The sequence below is a fragment of the Exiguobacterium sp. s157 genome (assembly GCF_018618205.1).
Classification (GTDB): domain Bacteria; phylum Bacillota; class Bacilli; order Exiguobacteriales; family Exiguobacteriaceae; genus Exiguobacterium; species Exiguobacterium chiriqhucha.
This window is the reverse complement of the sequence record NZ_JACSLQ010000002.1, coordinates 323,221-340,829: the sequence shown is the minus strand read 5'-3', so window position 1 is coordinate 340,829 and position 17,609 is coordinate 323,221. Positions and strand designations below refer to the sequence as shown.

Here is a 17,609-nt window from a genome sequence, read left to right as displayed (position 1 = left end):
GTTATAGCTCCCCTCTCCGGTTCATCCGGATCAAGAGATAAATCAAATACGGCGCCCCGACCATGCCGGTGATGACACCGACCGGGTAACGGGCCGTGAAGGCGAACTGACCGATGAGATCGGCTGCGAGTACCAGGATGACCCCGACGAGTGCCGCCGGAATGATCGTCGAACGCCCGTCCCCGACGAGCCGCTTCGCGATCGGTCCCGCCAGGAACGCGACGAACGCGATCGGGCCGGTCGTCGCCGTCGCGAGCGCCAGCATGAGCACCGAGGCGACAATGAGCAGGACGCGCGTCTGGTTCGTCTTGACACCGAGCGACGTCGCCGTCATCTCCCCGAGCTCTAAAATCTGGAGCTGTCGGCTGAGTCGGAGGATGACCGGGAGGCAGAGCGCGACCGCAATCATGAGCGGCGGGAGCGTCTCCATCTTCACCCCGTTCAAGCTACCGCTCAACCAGCGCATCGCCGTCCCGACATCGTTTTGGCGGCTGATGAGCAACAGATAGTTGATGACCGCTGTCAGCATCGCCTGAATCCCGATGCCGACTAAGACGAGCCGGCCAATCGAGAAGGCGGCGCCTTTCGACAAGAAGTAGATGGCGAGGACGGTCAACAGCCCGCCGATAATCGAGATGATGGAGACGAACGTATCGCTCGCCTGTAAGACGACGATGCCGAACACGGCCGCCGCACTCGACCCGGTCGTGATGCCGATGACGTTCGGGTTGGCGAGCGGGTTACGGAGCATCGTCTGGAACACCGTCCCGGCGATCCCGAACGCAAGTCCGGCGAAGACGCCGGCGAGCATGCGCGGCAGACGAATTGTGCCGACGGCGAACGAGGCGCCCGGTACTTGTTCCCCGAACAAGACACGGATGACGTCTGCGACCGGATAAATCGTGTTGCCGAGCATGAGCATCGTCGCGCTCAACGTAAGGGCCAGCGCGAACAAGACGAGCGTCACGAAGACGGTCCGTTGCCGACGCTTGCGACTGTTATGGATGATGGGTTGAATCGATTGGTTCGTCATACGCCACGCACCTTCACTTTCATCGTCAACGCGATCAAGATTGGTGCCCCAACGAACGCCGTGACAATCCCGACTTCGAGTTCCCCGGGACTGCCGAGCAAGCGCCCCGCCACGTCAGCGAACGTCAATAAAATCGCGCCCGTCAGTGCCGACATCGGGATGATATACCGTTCATCCGCTCCGATGACCAAGCGGACGAGGTGCGGCGCCAAGAGACCGATAAAGCCGATTGGTCCAGCCAGTGCCGTCGCCGCCCCGCACAAGATCACACCGGCGAACGAGGCAATCAATTTCAACGTGCCGATGCGGACACCAAGACCTGTGGCGAGCTCTTCCCCGAGCGCCAAGATGTTGAGGGACGGTGCCGCCAAGATGGCGATGACGATACCGCCGATAAAGAACGGCAGGAACGTCATGATCGAATCCATCGTCCCGGCCCCGACGCTACCGACTTGCCAGAACCGGAACTGGTCCATGACGTTCGAGCGCGGAATCATGATGGCCATGACGAGTGATGACAAGGCCGCACTCGTCGCCGCGCCGGCCAAGACGAGTTTGAGTGGCGTCGAACCGCCCCGACCGAGCGACCCGATCCCGAACACGAACGCCGCCGTCAAGAGCGCCCCGGCGAGCGCGAACCAGATATAGTCGCTCGCGGTCGAGATGTTGAAGAAGGCAATCCCGACGACGACGAACAGCGCCGCTCCCGTGTTGACTCCGAGAATGCTCGGATCGGCGATCGGGTTGCGCGTCACCGACTGCATCAATGCGCCCGAGACACCGAGTGCCGCCCCGCACATGAAACTGAACACCGTCCGAACGACCCGCTGCCGGACGATATCCGCTTCATACGACTGAACAGCCGGACGGAATAAACCGTCAAGCAGTTCATCCCATCCGACTGTCCGTGAGCCGAAAGCAAGCGAAGCGAGCATACAGACGACGAGCAGGACGAGCGACCCTACGAGGAGGAGCCCGAACCGTTTCGGCGTGTGTAACTTCTTCGGCATATTCATTTGATTACTCGACTTTCGCGAGTGCTTCTGACACGAGTTTCACATAGTCGTCAATCGTATATTCGATTGAGAGTGGTGATGGTGTCCCAGCAGCCGCGAGCGGCGTGTTATCTTCGATCATGACGACCGAACCGCGTTTGATGGCCGGCACTTTGCTGTAGAGCGGGTCAGCTTGAAGTGCTTTCAACGTCTCTTCGTTCCCGTAGGCGACGAAGATGTCGACGTCGTTCAAGATGTCAGCGTTCTCTGAGCTGAGCTCGAGGTAGAAGCTGTTCTCATCTTTGATTTGGCTTGTGATGTTCTCAGGGTACTCCATGCCGAGCTCTTCGATGAAGGCACCGCGTGGGTCACCCGTCGTGTAGATGTAGAACTTCGACAGGTCGTCTGGGCTGAGCGCGACGAATGCCGCTTTCTTCCCTTTCATCTCCGGTACTTCAGCTGCCTTGTCGGCGATGAGTTTCTCTGTGTCTTCAATCAACTGTTTGCCTTCTTCTTCCATGCCCATGGCCATTGAGTCGTAACGAACCGTGTCCTGCCATGATGACACCCAAGGCGTCTCTTGGTATGCGACGACCGGTGCGATTTCTGTCAACGTGTCGTAATCTTCTTGCGTGATGCCTGAGTAGGCGGCAAGAATGACGTCCGGCTGTGAATCAGCGATCGCTTCGAAGTCGAGACCGTCCGTATCTTGATAGATGTTCGGGTTTTCTTCACCGAGATCTTTCAACTTGTCAGCCGTCCACGGCAACATGCCGCTGCCGTCTTGGACTCCGTAGTTCGCAGCCGAGAAACCGACTGGTACGACATCAAGCGCGAGCGCGACGTCTTGGTTCGACCAACCGACCGTTGCGACGCGTTCCGGCTTCTTGTCGATGACCGTCTCGCCTAACGCGTGTTTGATGGTAATCGGATAGCCTTCTGCCGTTTCGGCAGACTCATCTGTCGTGGCTGCATCTTCATTGTTCGCGCCGCATCCTGCGAGCACGAGCACGAAGGCAGACATGATGATGAACATATGTAGCATTTTCTTGTAGCTGTTCATGTCCTAGTCCCCTTTTTCTGTATGACAACGTTTTACGCCGACATTGATAATCATTATCATTTATGAGTATAGGATGAATCCGGGCGTGCTGTCAATCTGAACTTCAAGATATCTTGTGAAAAATAGAAACAGCCTGCATCTCTCGAATGGTGAGATGCAGGCTGACGTCATAACGTTTGGTTGGCCAAGTTGATCAGTTGTTGGACCGGTAAGCGGGTCTCGTCGTCAAGTTCGATGGAGTTGCCATCGATGTAGTAGATGATTCGGGCAGTAAAGCCATTTTTGTTGATCCACCATAACCCTTGGGACGTCGATTCCGCCTCATCATAGAAAGCAGATGTCCCGTCCGCAAGTACATATTGGTCTCCGTATGACGAAATATCTTCCATGTCATCAGGTTCATCGACGACTTTATGGACGATGTAGCGCAACTCCTGTGTCGTCTCCTCGTTCACATAGTGAAACACGAATTGATGCATGTGGTGCGGTTTTGCGATATCAATTTCACTGTAGCGCCGAGTGATCTCAAACGGAAACGCAATCGGCTCTTCAAACTGGTGTTCAATCGGTGGGTTCGGTGGGTCTGGCCAATCCGTCGCCAGTTCAACCAAAGCCAAGATGACAATCAGCCAACCTAGCAACCTCATCAACCGTTACTTGTTCATCTGTCTTCGCTCGCTTCATCATTGAATTTGATTCCACGATTGATGATACGCCTCAACACTTCCCTTGGGTAGATGAGAATCGAACGTCCGGTCAATGAATCGAAATTATCGTTGCTTACGCATCACATCCGCCATCGGACACCCTTCCCTCTCGAGCTCAGAGACGATACGATTATAGTCCGCTTCGTTCCGGTTCTGGCTCAGCTTGAACGCCGCCTGCATGTCTTCGATGTCGATGCGGAACCCGACGACGCCATATTTCTGCCGTTGCACCGGCTCAGATAGTTCCTCCCAGACGACGGCGTGCTCGCGGTCCCCTTCATGGTCGTGGAGCAGTCCGGCCAAGTCTTCCTCAAGTTGGTCCGCATTTAAAATGGTGGCCTGTCCGTATGCATGGACGGCCTGATAGTTCCACGTCGATACGTCCTCATGTCCGTACCACGACGCCGACACATAGGCTTCCGGGCCTTGGAAGATCAAGAGCACGGTCTGGTCTTCAATCGTTTGCCACTGTGGATTGTTTTTGGTGATGTGTGTCGTGAACCAGACACGGCCGTCTTCCTCATGGAAACGGAGCGGCACATGTGTCGCAATCGGTTTCTGTCCGTCATGCGTGACGACGGTGCCGAACGGATGGGCCTTTAGAAAGGCGTGAACTTCTTGCGGGTCATTCACAGCGTATAGTTTCGGAACGTACATCGTCTTCCTCCTGTCTTGTTCGTTCATCAACCGACTGGCCCTCCCGTATAATTCACGACAACTAGGGTAAAGAGTAGATGACGCTAAATGATTGAGGAGGGATATGATGAAACCACATGTTAAAGCATTCGTATTCGATGTCTACGGGACCTTGTTCGATGTCCATTCCGTCAAGGCGGCGTGTGACGAACAGTTCCCCGGAAAAGGTGACCAAATCAGCCAGACGTGGCGGACGAAACAGCTCGACTACTTCTTCACCCGCCACATCATGGGCCGTTACGCGGACTTTTCTGTCGTCACGCGCGACGCCTTACGGTATGCCTTAGAGACGGCCGACGTGACGTGGACGACCGAGACGGAGGATGCGTTGATTGCCACCTATGCCGACCTGTCGCCATATGAAGAGGTCGCGGATGTCTTACATCAACTGCATCATAAACAGACCATCGTCCTCTCGAACGGGACGGACGCGATGCTTGAGGCGCTCATCCATAACGCCGGGTTCACCGACCTGTTCGATGAACTCGTCAGCATCGACGGCATCAAACAAGCGAAGCCGTCACCGGCCGCTTACATGCACTGGTTCAAGAACAGCGGGTTGAAGCGGGACGAGGTGCTGTTTATGTCCTCGAACGGTTGGGACATTGCCGGTGCGAAGAACTTCGGATTCCATACCGCTTGGATCAACCGCGACAGCAAACCGGTCGATATGCCCGACCTGGCTCCTGACGCCGTCTACGAGGACTTGTCAGGCATACTGGAATGGGTCACGGACGAAGCGGCTTGGCCATAATCAAATCGACTTGAGCGTCGTCACCCATATAAAACGTGTGCGCCCCGGTCTGGACGAAGCCGTGCTTTCGGTAAAAAGCGAGTGCCTTGTGGTTATGTTCCCACACACCGAGCCAGATTTCACGCTTCTTCAGTTCGTTCGCACAGCGGATGGCCTGGTCGTACAGCGCCTTGCCGACACCGCTTCCTTGGAAGGCACGTCGCACGTAAATTCGTTCGAGTTCGAACGCCTCTTCGCCCATGGCCTCGGTCTGGGCGTTGTTGGCGTTCACTTTTAGATAGCCGGCCACTTCCCCATCGAGCATGGCGAAGAAGAACTGTGAGTCCGGATTCGAAAGCTCTTTTTTAAGTTGCGCTACGTTATACGCCCGCTCGAGATACGCGGCCAGATGCGCCGGGTCATTCTCGGCTTCGAACGTTTCCGTGAACGTCTCGATGCTGATGGTGCGAAGTGCGTCGACGTCTTCGATTGTACAAGCTTTGATGGTGATCATGATTGTTCCCCCTAGTAGTCTCGTTTCTTCCCTTTCTTCACGGCATCCCAGTCCCCTTCGATATTGTGACGGACCCGTTTCAACAGTCGCAGCAGCTGCTCTGCTTCCTGGTCGCTCAGCCCGGCGAGCGCGACGTCTGTCGAATGTTCGTGCTCTCGGATGATGATTGGGTACAGCGCCTGCCCCTGTTCGGTCGGGACGAGCCGTTTGATTTTCTTATTGTGCGGGTCGTCCTGTTTGGTGATCAATCCGTTCGTCTCCAACTTTTGAATCGCTCGCGCCGCCGTCGTCCGATCGACTTTAATCAATTCGGCGAGCTTCTCTTGAATGATGCCCGGTTCCTCACAAATCCGGACCAAATATAAATATTGCCCTTTCGTCAGCTCGAGCTCTTTGAACTCGATATTGCTGATCGAGTCGAGGGCACGGGCAATCATCCCGATTTCACGTAACTGGTCTCTCATACAATCCTCCTGATTGTTGTATTTACAATATGTTACGTCTAGTATAGTTGATTTAGTTGCATTTGCAACAAAAAATATTCTCGTTACATCTTTCGAATGTGTGAGAAAATGAAGGTATCATTCCACGAAACGAGGGGATTTCATGGCACACCGCATTTACACGACGAGCTTCGCGAGCGTCTATCCGCTTTACGTCGCGAAAGCCGAACGGAAAGGCCGGACGAAAGACGAAGTCGATACGATTATCCGCTGGTTGACGGGCTATGACGAGGCCGGACTCGAGCGCCAACTCGCTGCCGAGGTCGACTTTGACACGTTCTTTGCCACGGCACCCAAGATGAACGAAGACCGCGCCTTGATTAAAGGCGTCGTCTGCGGCGTCCGCGTCGAGAATGTCGAGGAGCCGCTCATGCGCGAAATCCGTTACTTGGACAAACTCGTCGACGAACTGGCCAAAGGCAAGGCGATGGCGAAGATTTTACGAGGAGGCGACGTCTGATGGACTATACGACACTCGTCGACGACAAGCGGCTCGACGCTTTCATCCGTTTAATTGACGTCATCGATGCGAACTTACCGGCCGGGTTCGAGAAGACGACCGACGGGAACGGCATCCATTATGTCGTCCCGCTATCGACGTATCCGTCCGGGTATCACGTCACGCCGGGCACCCCGCTCCCGTTCTTGAGCGTCATCGCCCAGAAGAACCATGTCGCCGTGTATCATATGGGCGTCTATAGCGACCCGGAACTGCTCCGCTGGTTCGAGGAGTCATACGCCGCCCAAGTGCCGACGAAATTGAGCATGGGCAAGAGCTGTATCCGCTTCGGCAACGTCAAACATATCCCGTACGAGTTGATTGGCGAGCTCGTCTCGAAGATGACGCCGGAGCAATGGATTACGGCTTACGAATCACGCTAAACAGGCAGGTCGATTTTTTCTCGACCTGCCTTTCATCATGCATGGAACATATCTCATTCATTCATTTCGAGCGTGATAATCCGATCATGACGATTAGCCACATCTAAATCATGCGTCACGGTGATAATAGTCGTATTAAATTCATTGTTCATTTCAAACAATAGATCGATGATTTTTTCTTTGTTTTTTGAATCTAATGACGCCGTCGGTTCATCTGATAAGATGATTTGGGGATTCATCATGATCGCTCTCGCAAAAACAGCTCTAGACCGTTGGCCACCCGAACACTCATGCGGTTTCTTTTTCAAAATCGACTCAATCCCGATCTTCTGAACAATTCGTTCAAAGTGTTCTTGAGCGTTTCGGTCTTTTTCGATGTTGGCATACATGAGAGGCAACTTGATATTATCCTCGATGGTTAACGAATGAATAAGCGCGGAATCTTGAAGCACAAACCCAATCTTTTGATTGCGCCACTCTGCCAGTTTGTTTCGTGACAACTCATTAACCACTGAACCAAACAGCTCGTAGCTTCCTTCGTATTTTGTATCGAGCAACCCGAGAATATTAAGCAACGACGTTTTTCCGACCCCGGACTCCCCGATGATTGAAACTTTTTCCCCAGTTTGAACTTCCAACTCAAAATCATTCAAGATTGAAAAACCTTTCTGTTTGAACGTTTTGTTCTGGATTTCTAACTTCATGATACGATTCATTCTAAAACCCCCACCGAGATTGGAATCTTTTTTATTTTCCGTAATGTCAGTTCCACAATCGTTAACCCAATCATCAGATTGATTAAAAGAACTACCAGTAAAGCAAACCAATCCATACTGATTAAACCAAATAGCCCGTACGTGGCAAAAATGGCATCTTTTCTAATCCAATAGCCGTATCGATTGAACGCGATAATCACAAATAGCATGGCTAGATTCACTGTAAACAACATTCCGAAGTAACTATAAAAAATCGTTCTCAGTTTGGAATAACTTAATCCGACCAATAAGTTGAGTGTAAAATCTTTAATCATCAACCGAACACTCGTCAAACTGGTCCACGTTGCTAGACTAACAAGGATGACAAGCAGAACGAAGGTGATGGCACAGATGATTTTTATCGAGTTCGCATAATACGCCTCAAAGTAATCAAAGTTTTCTTGTTGACTAAAAAAGTTAAGTTTCAGACCTATATTTTCTTGTACGTATTCGTTCAATTCCGCGGCTTCCTCTTTTGTCGAATCGAGTAGCACCAGATCCATCAACCCGTTCACATGAAGGTCAATGTTCGCTCGTTGAATAAATTGTTCGTTCACGGGGACGAGAATCGCAAAGTTAAAATAGTTCTTTGAATTGGGCGCATAGAAATTCGACCGGTGCGTATTCTTTTCCAAAACTCCTTGAACGTTTAAAGTGACCGCTTGTTGGGTGACCGGATCTGTCATTTTTATCGTTGAACCGACAGGATATGTCGAGGCCAGACCGGCCCCTATTAAAACCGAGATTTGGTCGGTGTCCAATTGATAATCGAATTTCAAATGGTTCCCTTGCGGTAAATTTAATTGGTTGATTTGATACGCCTTTTCATTGATATAACTGACAGACACTTCCATGTTCTGTTCGTTAGGTAATGAAGTGGCAAACCCGTCGGCTTGAAAAGCGTATGTATAGTTGTCGTTTAAATAGTCGTATAGCTTTTGTGTAGCTTCGACATCGATTCCATCAAACTTCGCTTCCTGATCAGGGTCTAGGTTCGCAATGAAATTGCCTGCTTGATTAAACACACCGATATCTTGATAACCTTGAAACGTTGAAATAATGGAACGCGCGGCAATAAAAGAAAGAGAGTTGGCAAGAAACAGCAAGGCGACCGTACTCAGCACCAAAATCCATCGCGTCAAAAATATTTTAGTGATAAAAAAGTGTAAGATTTTCATTCGTTCGTCACCTGCCCCGCACTTACTAGTATGTATATAGTAAAAATAAAGACTAAGTAGAGATTGCTCGTTACAATCACATTTAAATAAAAGCCGAATAAAAGCGACGCTACAAAGCTAATCATCAATATCGTTAAACTATTTAAAATGTATCGTTTGATTATCCCTTCCCGTGTATCACCTACAAGGATGCGGCAGGATATTTCTGTCTTCTTTCGATTTAGAAATTGATAATGGAACACAATCATCATAAATGTAAGGCAAATACTTATAATCAGTCGATAGTCTACAATACTGTCTATAAAGGCCTCTAAAAGAGATGCAATTTCTACGTTCGAAGTTTGCACATAAACCAATGCCAAATTTGAAGCAAAGCACATGAGATAGATAGCAAACGCCTCTAGCGCGTCACTCAATCTAAATAACGAATATTTCATAAGCCACCCCTTACCATAGAGAATGAACACGAGCCAATTTTACATAATTTATATTTAAAAGGGAACGGAAGGAAATAATGTGCTAGCTCAATTTACGACATACGCAAAAACAGGCAGGTCGATGGCGACCTGCCTGTTCGTTACACGTTAAATCGTTTTGTCATTTGGCGCATCTCGTCTGCCATGTTCGACAACTCTTGGGCCGATGCCGTAATCTCTTCCATCGACGCCATCTGTTCTTCCGTCGCCGCCGACGTATTCTCGGTATCGGTCGCCGTCGTCTCCGTGATGCCTTGAATCTCGTTCACTGATCTCAAAATCTCGGTCGCACCGGCCGCCATCTCTTGGACAGAACCTGACACTTCCTCGACTTTTTGACCGACTTCTTCGATGGCCCGCTTGATGTCCTCGAATGCGACGCCCGCCTGTTGGACGTTCGTGACGCTATGGCCCATCTCGCTCTCGACGACATGCATCGTCTGGACGGCTTGTTTCGTCTCTGTCTGCGTATCTCCAATCAAACCAGAGATTCGTTTCGTCGCGATCGCCGACTCTTCGGCGAGCTTCCGGACTTCTGAGGCGACGACGGCGAATCCGCGTCCTTGGTCGCCGGCCCGGGCCGCTTCGATGGCCGCGTTTAAGGCGAGCAAGTTCGTCTGTTCGGCGATGCCGGAGATGGTACCGGTGATGCTGCCGATTTCTTGGGAGCGGACGTCGAGTTGGCCGATGACTGTCTGCAACGCCTTCACTTTTTCGTTCATCGCCTCAAGCTGGGACTCGAGCGTCTCAATCAACTCGTTGCCGGTCCCGACTTTTTGAAGTGCCCCGTCTGACAGTTCGGTCATATGCTGGGCACTGTCCGAGACGTGATGAATCCCGTTCGTCAGTTCGGTGAGCGTACTGCTCGATTCCTTCACACGCGTCAATTGACGGACCGAACCGGATGCAATCTCTTCCATCGTGACGGCGACCATCTCGGTCGCTTTTGTCGTCTCTTCGACGTTCGATTTCAAATCGTCCGATGACGTCGCGACGCGACCGGCTGTCGCCGTGACGTTGCCGATCAAGTCGCGAAGACTATCTTTCATCTCGTTAAATGAGTTGGCGAGCGAACCAATCTCGTCACGCGACGTGTACGTGCTGTCGACCGTCAAATCACCGGCTCCGGCACGGCTCATGAGTCCATTCAACTCACGGACCGGACGGACGATGAGGCGCGTGATGTAGACGCCGAGCCCGATTGAGATGAGTGCCCCGATGGCGACAAGCGCCCAGAACAACGTGACCGATTCCGTCCGCTCGTTCTGCATCGTCGTGCTTGCCGTCTCGGCTTCTTGATTGATGCCGTCCATGACGACCGTTGCCGTCTCGACCAAGTCTTGACGGACCGGTCGCAAGTCACTCAAATAGATGCGATACGCTGCGGCGTTCTCGCCACGTAACGCCGGCTGGAGCACGAGTTCCGTCCCTTCCAAGTAATCCGCAATCTCGGCATTCAAGTCTTCGACTCGACCTTGCATCTCGGCATCTGTTGAGGCGAACGTCTCGTTGAACAGTTCGAGGTTCGTCCCGATGCTGTCACGCCGTTCCTCGATACTTGCCTCTAGTTCTTCATTTCGAGACGCATCCATCGTCAGCATCAATTCGAGCAAATACCCGTCCAAGGCACGGTTATCCGTCCGGATTTGACCGAGGGCGCGAATCGGCAATAACCGATCTTCATAAATCGATTCTCCCGCATCGGCCATGCGTCCCATGAAGACGTGGCTGAGTGCTGCGACGAGAACGAGTGTCGCGATGAATACGCTGATCAGTACTGTCAGTTTTTTAGACATCTTCAAATTTTTCACGATGATCCCTCCCTACCTGATTTATCGTAGGAAAGAGCTTCAAAATGAAGTCCCTCGGCACATGCGTTGACCTATGTTTCCATTTTTAGCCACCCTATTGAGCACAATCGCACATTGCCGACGCATTTGTAAGCTGGCTCACCTTCATTTGGAGACGGAATGCGATACGATAAACAAAAGAACTGATGGAAAGGAGGCGTAATCTGTGCCCCGCTGGCTCAAACTTAGTCTCATGCTCATTGTGTTCGGGAGTATCTTCTACATCACTCATTTCCACTATGAACTCCGTCCATCCGATATCCGTGACATCGTCCTGTCGTTCGGCTGGTGGGGTCCTGTCGTCTTTTTCCTTATCTATGCGATTGGCCCAATCATCTTCTTGCCGACTTCGGTACTGTCACTCGGGGCCGGTCTCGCTTTCGGGGTGTGGCCGGGTGTCCTCTACATCCTGTTCGGGGCGACGGCGGCGGCCGTGACCGGTTACGTCATGGCCCGACTGTTCGGCAGGTCCGTGCTCAAGGTCGAGAGCTATCCATGGTCGGAGAAGCTGTTCACGCAGATGGAGCAACGTGGCTTCCTATACGTGTTCGTCTTGCGGCTCATCCCGCTCGTCAGCTTCGATTTGCTCAGTTACGCGGGCGGGATTGCTAAGGTCCGGTTCCGGTCGTTTATCCTCGCGACCGTCCTCGGAATGATTCCAGGGACGCTCGCCTACAGTTTTCTCGGGGCGAGTCTCGCCTCGGGAAGCATCACTTTGGTCGTCATCGCCGCCCTCGTCTTCGTCACGCTGATTGGTGTCACTTACTATTTCCGGGAACCCGTCAAACGGTGGCTCGGACTCACGTCAGACTAGAGAAGCGCATCCGCTTCTCTTTTTTTTGCTTCGGCGTGTAAAAACGATAAACATTCGTGCCAATCGGACGATACTCTAGTAGCTATATTGACCCATCACCAGGAGGAATCTATATGAGTTCTACGAAACGCAATCAATTGATGCTCGTCACCACGTTCGTCATCGTCTTGACGTCTGTTATCGTCCATCTGCTCCACCGCTTCACGGATTTTGCCTATACGTACACCGTGCTCCGAAACGGTGCCGTCGGCTACGCATATCCCATCGCGACATGGGTCCTGTTTGCAGTCCCAATCGTACTATTGATCGCCATGGTCGTCAGCCAGCGCGTAAAACCACATCTTTTCCCGTACTTGATGATGCTGACGCTCACGTTCGCGAGCATCTCGACCGTCGCCGGTGGGCAAGGGCTCGTCGAATATCATTTCTCGATTTTCGTCGTCTTGGCGATTTTGTCGTTCATGCGCCGCATCGATTTGATCGTCTACAGTACGGTCATCTTCGCCGTGCAACATCTCGCTGGATATTTCTTGGTTCCTGAAATCATTTGCGGGACGGCCGATTATCCGTTCAGCCTGTTGCTCGTCCATGCGATCTATCTCATCCTACTGAGCGCCGTGCTTATCGCGCAGATTCACTTCCGTAACCTCGAGTCGTCGCGTGTCAAAGTACAGGAAGATGAGACGCACCGTCTGTTACAGCAAGCCGTCACCGACGCCAGTCAACTCGTCATGACATTGAAGACACATGCGACCGAACTCGAGACGGCAGCCAACCAGTCGCTCCAGTCCGGGGAACAAATCGCCGTCACCGTCGATCCGATCGTCGCCCACGCGACCGAGCAAGAGACGTCGATGAACCACGGGGCCGAGGAAATTCAATCGATTCGCTCCCTCACGGCGCTCATCCAAGAACGGATGGCCCAAACAGCTGCCGCTTCGTCACGGATTGCGGCCGACGCCATCGCCGGGGACGGCGACATGAGACGGATGGAGGCGAAAGTCGAAGAAATCATTAGCGAATCGGAACGACTCGAACGCGTTGTCACGACGATGTCGAACCGATCGACCGAAATTCAAGCCATCCTGCAGCACGTCGAGACAATCAGCGACCAGACGAACATGCTGGCTTTGAACGCCTCGATTGAAGCCGCACGGGCGGGTGACGCCGGTCGTGGTTTCGCCGTCGTCGCTTCTGAGGTCGGCAAGCTCGCCGTCCAGTCCCGAGATTATGCAGCCGAGATGACCCGCGTTCTCGGTGGACTGATGGACGATACGATCGTCGTCCGCGATTCGGCACAGTTATTCAAACGCGCGACCGAGAACTGTCAAACCGTCTCGGCCGATGTGACGGCCGTGTTCCATCGTTTGACCGAAGACGTCTCTGAAATCGACGGTCAAATCAGTTCGATTCAAGAGACACGTCAACGCGTGACGTCTCAGATGGAGACGCTCGAGGCGCGCCTTGCGACGACGAAACGAGCGGCGAGCGAACTGCAGCAACAAATTCAGCACGTCGCCGCCGCGACCGAGGAACAAGTCGCCATCCAAAAAGAGTTGAGCCACATGTCGGACCGCCTCGCCTCGACCGCGAGCACGTTAGAAGACGTGACCGGTCAGCTCGAAGCCCGAGCGAACTAAAAAACAGACCGCGAATGTGGATTCGCGGTCTGTTTTTATAATGTGGCAATCAATTTTTGAAGCGCCTCTTTGAGCGGCGTCACCGGACGACCGAGCACCAACTCGAAATCGTTCGACTCGACCTCGAGCGAGCCGTTGCGGATGCTGTCTTGAATGCCGACGACGATCGGAATCGCTCCTTCCGGCACCCCGGCGCCGCGCATGACGCCAGCGTAAGCGTCGTTACTCACTTCTTGGAGGGCCACTTCACGCCCGAGCACTTCACTGAGCGCCTCGACGAGTTCGGCTTGCGTATGGAGCGGACCTGACAATTCAAAGATGTCTTGTTCGAAATCGTCTGCCATCAAAACGTTCGCGATCGCTTCAGCGTAATCTTCTTGTAGCGCCCAACCGACTTTGCCGTCACGGGCTGCCGTCACCCAAGGTGCGCCAGCAAGCACACCTTGAATGCTACCAAGTTCGTTTTCTAAGTACCAGTTGTTGCGCAAGAACGCGTGAGGGATCCCCGTCCGCTCGATTGCTCCTTCCGTCTCGACATGTGGCGGTGCCATCAAGTTTTGGCTCTCTGTCGCGTCGGCGAGACTCGTATAGGCGATGAACGATACGCCTGCGCGCTCGGCTGCTTCGACAGCGTTCGCATGTTGACGGATGCGCGTGTCGTTGTCCCCGTCCGCCGAGATGATGAGCAGTCGTTCGACACCTTTGAACGCTTCATCGAGCGTCTCGGGCTTGTCGAAGTCCCCATGTCGCACATCGACACCTTTCGCTTTCAGTGCTTCCGCTTTCTCCGGATTGCGGACGCTGACCGCGAGTTCACTTGCGGGTACCGACTTGAGTAACACATCGACAATTTTCGAACCGAGTTTCCCGGTTGCACATGTGACTAAGTATTTCATAAATCATTTCCTCCTTTTAACCTGTAATTAAATCAGTTACATGTAATCATCATAGTTACAGCATCTTCGTTTGTCAATTGTTTGTTCCCTGTTATACTAAAGATGTAACCAATTCGCTTACACGACTGTGCAGAAAGGTGGTAGCCTATGTCCATCAGTAGCCGTTTCGCGGTCGGCATTCACATCTTGACGTTGATCGAGGTCAACAAGGACGGCGTCACCTCGTCTGACTTTTTGGCCGGCAGTGTCAACACGAACCCGGCCTTGATCCGAAAAATCATGGCCATGTTGAAGAAGGCCGACTTAATCGAAGTGAAGCCTGGCGTCGCCGGAGCCAAACTGACGAAAGACTTGACCGAGATTTCGCTCTATGACGTCTATCGCGCCGTCAGTGTCGTCGAGGAGAACGAGCTGTTCAGCATCCATGACAACCCGAACCCGGCGTGCCCCGTCGGCCAACATATCCAAGCCACAATCGAACCGATTTTCATCCATGCCCAATCGGCGATGGAGTCGGTATTGAAGCACGTGACCCTCGCCGATGTCGTGAACGACGTCGTCACGAAAAGCCAAGCAACCTGAAGAGAGGTTGCTTGGCTTTTTTTCAGATGAGTCGATACTTTTTGAAGCTGTTAGAAAGCCCGTCCTGATCACACGCATCCGTCACGTCGTCTGCGACGCGTTTGACCTCGGGTTTGGCGTTTCCCATGGCGACACCGACCTTGACGTATTCAAGCATCTCGATGTCATTCAACCCGTCCCCGTAGGCGAACGTCTGCGCTCGCTCGAGACCTAGATGTTCGAGCAGCGTCGCAATCGCCGTCGCTTTGTTTACGCCCGGGATGGACAGCTCCCCGCTGTTGGCCCCGAATACGGCGACCGTGCTCGGGATGACGGTGAAACGGGATGCGAACTCTTGTTGGATGACGTCGAGCGGCACGGATGAGCCGAGGAACGAGATTTTGTTCACGTCGGGACGGACGAGGTCGACGCCTTCCATCATCGCGTCATGGAACGGCTTCAAGCCGCGCTCGATTGTCGCGCTCGCCTCCGGATTGTTCGCCATCAACTCGTCAATCATCGTCGCCACGCGCGCCTTGGCTTTGCCGCCGGCGAACAGACCGTCGTTCGACTCGAGATAGAAGTCGATGCCGTGTTCGGTGAAAAATGAGATCAGGTGGCTCAAATCATCGACGGAGACTTGTTGGTGGTACAGTACTTCCTCCTCGAGCTCGATGTAGCCCCCGGCCGCCCCGATGATGCCGTCAAAGCCGACGTCGAGAATGTCCGGGAACAGTTCCGCCTTCGAGCGCCCCGTCGACAAGAAGACGAGATGCCCGTTCTGTCGCGCCTGGCGGACGGCCTCTTTGGCCGATTCCGGGATATTGCCGTGGTCATCGACGAGCGTGCCGTCGACGTCTAGAAAGATGATGTGTCGCATAATGTCCTCCTTTTTGTCCTGAATACAAGAAAAACCTAAACCAGACGCAACATGTGCGCCCAGTTTAGGTTTTGCCTGGCAATCCAGTAACAATCCTGATGTATGTCGTTTTCCCCTCAAGCATACCGCTCGCGAATTTTCTTTGTCAAAGCTGTCGTTGTTGCCGCACGTCGGCCCGTGGCGACAGCCCGAACAACCGGGCATACTCGCGGCTGAACTGCGATTGACTCTCGTAGCCGACTTGGAACGCCGCCTCGCCCACGTCCGTCGCCTGCATGAGCAACAGCCGTCTCGCCTCTTGGAGCCGTAACTGCTTTTGGAATTGGAGCGGGCTCATCGCCGTCACTTCCTTGAAATGACGGTGGAGCGTCGAGACGCTCATGTTGGCGACGCGGGCCAATTCCTCACTTCGAATCGTCTCGTTGAAGTTCGCGATGATGTGGTCGATGACGCGTTTGATCCGGAACGCCTGACTCCCCTCGAACGCCAACTGCCGCAGCATCTCCCCGTTCGACCCTTGCGCCACCCAATACAGGAGTTCGCGCTTATAGAGCGGCGCGAGTGCCACATGATCCGGTGTGTCGACGAGACGAGCGAGACGGAGCGCGACATCGAACAACGCCTCGTCGGCATCGGCGATATACATGCCCCGCTTCGGTTCACGCGGCTCGGTCAGCTCGACGTGCCCGACGGCATCGATCAAGTCGTCAATCGTCAACTCGAGTTTCAGCGCCACGTATGGGACGTCTGCGCTCGCTTTCGTCACTTGTCCCGTCACAGGCAAGTCGACCGAGGCAACGAGGTAATGTCCGCCCTCGTAGACGAGCCGTTCGTCACCGAACAACATCTCTTTCCCCCCCTGCAGGATTAGGCAAAATGACGGTTCATTGACGCGTGTGATCGGTTCGGTCACCATTGATTCATGAATGAACGTCATCGCCGGGACGATCGTCGGATGCACCCCGTCCCCCGGTATGTGCCGTGTGATGACGTCAATCAGTTGCAGTCGTGTCTCGATGTCGTTCACCCTCCCTCGGTTTTCTCCCCTTCAGTATACGGCAGATCGTTTTCTTGGACGAGCCCTGTCCAACCTGTTGAGAGGATTAGGCAAAAACACGACATGAACGCGCTAACGCCCGCCCCACATCTCGCGTCATACTGGTGGCAAAGGAGGGGAATCGACATGGAAAAGACGTATCACGTGACGGTCGAACGTGGCTTCGCGACATTGCTCACCCGTTGTGCGCATTTCGCACTTGCCCATAACGTGGTGATTCGGCTCGATTCATTCCGACTCGAACCGACGCCAGAGGCACTTGTCGAGGCGCTAGCGCTTCCGATCGGCACCCATACCGAATTACGATTGACCGTCAACGACGACAGCACCGTGGATGAGTTCGAACGGTTCCTCTCCACGTATCAACTTTGAAGGA

The 17,609-nt window shown here is 53.2% G+C and carries 20 protein-coding genes; 7 read left to right on the top strand and 13 right to left on the bottom strand.

Features of this window, described 5'->3' with window-relative positions; translation table 11 throughout:
- Window position 1: 1 nt before the first annotated feature.
- The 5 genes from KNP67_RS05600 to KNP67_RS05580 form a co-directional block, all read right to left on the bottom strand.
- A complete protein-coding gene (locus tag KNP67_RS05600; RefSeq protein ID WP_029594756.1) occupies window positions 2-1,033 on the bottom strand; it encodes a FecCD family ABC transporter permease in 1,032 nt (343 codons plus the stop codon).
- Window positions 1,030-2,043 carry a FecCD family ABC transporter permease gene (locus tag KNP67_RS05595; protein WP_034797063.1) on the bottom strand — a complete coding sequence of 338 codons (1,014 nt, stop codon included), beginning with the start codon at window positions 2,041-2,043 and terminating at the stop codon, window positions 1,030-1,032. The genes KNP67_RS05600 and KNP67_RS05595 overlap by 4 nt, the downstream gene beginning before the upstream one ends.
- 10 nt (window positions 2,044-2,053) lie before the next feature.
- The gene (locus KNP67_RS05590) at window positions 2,054-3,091 is read right to left on the bottom strand and encodes an iron-siderophore ABC transporter substrate-binding protein (protein WP_058764683.1); all 1,038 of its coding nucleotides are present in this window, start codon (window positions 3,089-3,091) and stop codon (window positions 2,054-2,056) included.
- A 167-nt stretch (window positions 3,092-3,258) separates the two neighbouring features.
- Entirely contained in the window at window positions 3,259-3,738 is a 480-nt protein-coding gene (locus tag KNP67_RS05585; RefSeq protein ID WP_214756157.1) for a hypothetical protein, read from the bottom strand.
- Window positions 3,739-3,861: 123 nt separating this feature from the next.
- Window positions 3,862-4,482 carry an FMN-binding negative transcriptional regulator gene (locus KNP67_RS05580; RefSeq protein WP_251130793.1) on the bottom strand — a complete coding sequence of 207 codons (621 nt, stop codon included), beginning with the start codon at window positions 4,480-4,482 and terminating at the stop codon, window positions 3,862-3,864.
- Between the two features lie 79 nt (window positions 4,483-4,561).
- Here KNP67_RS05580 and KNP67_RS05575 point away from each other — a divergent pair, with 79 nt between their 5' ends.
- Window positions 4,562-5,248, top strand: a complete 687-nt coding sequence (locus KNP67_RS05575) for a haloacid dehalogenase type II (protein ID WP_214756156.1) — start codon at window positions 4,562-4,564, stop codon at window positions 5,246-5,248.
- Here KNP67_RS05575 and paiA read toward each other — a convergent pair.
- Window positions 5,223-5,744: a spermidine/spermine N(1)-acetyltransferase gene (paiA, locus tag KNP67_RS05570; protein WP_214756352.1), complete on the bottom strand. Its 522-nt coding sequence runs from the start codon at window positions 5,742-5,744 to the stop codon at window positions 5,223-5,225. The genes KNP67_RS05575 and paiA overlap by 26 nt on opposite strands.
- A gap of 8 nt (window positions 5,745-5,752) precedes the next feature.
- Window positions 5,753-6,205, bottom strand: a complete 453-nt coding sequence (locus tag KNP67_RS05565; protein WP_214756155.1) for a MarR family winged helix-turn-helix transcriptional regulator — start codon at window positions 6,203-6,205, stop codon at window positions 5,753-5,755.
- 142 nt (window positions 6,206-6,347) lie between these two features.
- On the opposite strand from KNP67_RS05565, the gene KNP67_RS05560 reads away from it, so the two are divergent.
- Together KNP67_RS05560 and KNP67_RS05555 are read left to right on the top strand one after the other, a co-directional pair.
- Window positions 6,348-6,704: a DUF2200 domain-containing protein gene (locus tag KNP67_RS05560; protein ID WP_021066203.1), complete on the top strand. Its 357-nt coding sequence runs from the start codon at window positions 6,348-6,350 to the stop codon at window positions 6,702-6,704.
- The gene (locus KNP67_RS05555; RefSeq protein WP_214756153.1) at window positions 6,704-7,126 is read left to right on the top strand and encodes a DUF1801 domain-containing protein; all 423 of its coding nucleotides are present in this window, start codon (window positions 6,704-6,706) and stop codon (window positions 7,124-7,126) included. Before KNP67_RS05560 ends, KNP67_RS05555 begins: the two co-directional genes overlap by 1 nt.
- A 53-nt stretch (window positions 7,127-7,179) precedes the next feature.
- On the opposite strand, the gene KNP67_RS05550 is transcribed toward KNP67_RS05555, so the two are convergent.
- From KNP67_RS05550 to KNP67_RS05540, 3 genes are all read right to left on the bottom strand, one after another.
- Complete coding sequence (locus KNP67_RS05550) at window positions 7,180-7,842, bottom strand: ABC transporter ATP-binding protein (RefSeq protein WP_214756151.1); 663 nt, start codon at window positions 7,840-7,842, stop codon at window positions 7,180-7,182.
- Window positions 7,839-9,059, bottom strand: coding sequence for an ABC transporter permease (locus tag KNP67_RS05545; RefSeq protein ID WP_214756149.1), 1,221 nt, complete (start codon window positions 9,057-9,059; stop codon window positions 7,839-7,841). The genes KNP67_RS05550 and KNP67_RS05545 overlap by 4 nt, the downstream gene beginning before the upstream one ends.
- Before the next feature lie 577 nt (window positions 9,060-9,636).
- Complete coding sequence (locus tag KNP67_RS05540) at window positions 9,637-11,346, bottom strand: methyl-accepting chemotaxis protein (RefSeq protein WP_214756148.1); 1,710 nt, start codon at window positions 11,344-11,346, stop codon at window positions 9,637-9,639.
- Window positions 11,347-11,551: 205 nt separating this feature from the next.
- Between KNP67_RS05540 and KNP67_RS05535 the strand changes: the two genes are divergently transcribed.
- Both KNP67_RS05535 and KNP67_RS05530 read left to right on the top strand, forming a co-directional pair.
- Window positions 11,552-12,199 (top strand): TVP38/TMEM64 family protein, encoded by a 648-nt coding sequence (locus KNP67_RS05535; protein WP_021066195.1) that lies wholly within the window; start codon window positions 11,552-11,554, stop codon window positions 12,197-12,199.
- A 113-nt stretch (window positions 12,200-12,312) separates the two neighbouring features.
- Window positions 12,313-13,839: a methyl-accepting chemotaxis protein gene (locus KNP67_RS05530; RefSeq protein ID WP_214756146.1), complete on the top strand. Its 1,527-nt coding sequence runs from the start codon at window positions 12,313-12,315 to the stop codon at window positions 13,837-13,839.
- A 35-nt stretch (window positions 13,840-13,874) separates the two neighbouring features.
- On the opposite strand, the gene KNP67_RS05525 is transcribed toward KNP67_RS05530, so the two are convergent.
- Window positions 13,875-14,735 (bottom strand): SDR family oxidoreductase, encoded by an 861-nt coding sequence (locus KNP67_RS05525; protein ID WP_214756144.1) that lies wholly within the window; start codon window positions 14,733-14,735, stop codon window positions 13,875-13,877.
- Window positions 14,736-14,882: 147 nt separating this feature from the next.
- Here KNP67_RS05525 and KNP67_RS05520 point away from each other — a divergent pair, with 147 nt between their 5' ends.
- The gene (locus tag KNP67_RS05520; RefSeq protein WP_214756142.1) at window positions 14,883-15,317 is read left to right on the top strand and encodes an Rrf2 family transcriptional regulator; all 435 of its coding nucleotides are present in this window, start codon (window positions 14,883-14,885) and stop codon (window positions 15,315-15,317) included.
- 22 nt (window positions 15,318-15,339) lie between these two features.
- Here the strand turns inward: KNP67_RS05520 and KNP67_RS05515 are convergent, their stop codons facing one another.
- Entirely contained in the window at window positions 15,340-16,176 is an 837-nt protein-coding gene (locus KNP67_RS05515) for a Cof-type HAD-IIB family hydrolase (protein ID WP_214756140.1), read from the bottom strand.
- 145 nt (window positions 16,177-16,321) lie between these two features.
- Window positions 16,322-17,203 carry an AraC family transcriptional regulator gene (locus KNP67_RS05510; RefSeq protein WP_021066189.1) on the bottom strand — a complete coding sequence of 294 codons (882 nt, stop codon included), beginning with the start codon at window positions 17,201-17,203 and terminating at the stop codon, window positions 16,322-16,324.
- 156 nt (window positions 17,204-17,359) lie between these two features.
- Here KNP67_RS05510 and KNP67_RS05505 point away from each other — a divergent pair, with 156 nt between their 5' ends.
- Complete coding sequence (locus KNP67_RS05505; RefSeq protein WP_021066188.1) at window positions 17,360-17,605, top strand: hypothetical protein; 246 nt, start codon at window positions 17,360-17,362, stop codon at window positions 17,603-17,605.
- Window positions 17,606-17,609 lie beyond the last annotated feature (4 nt).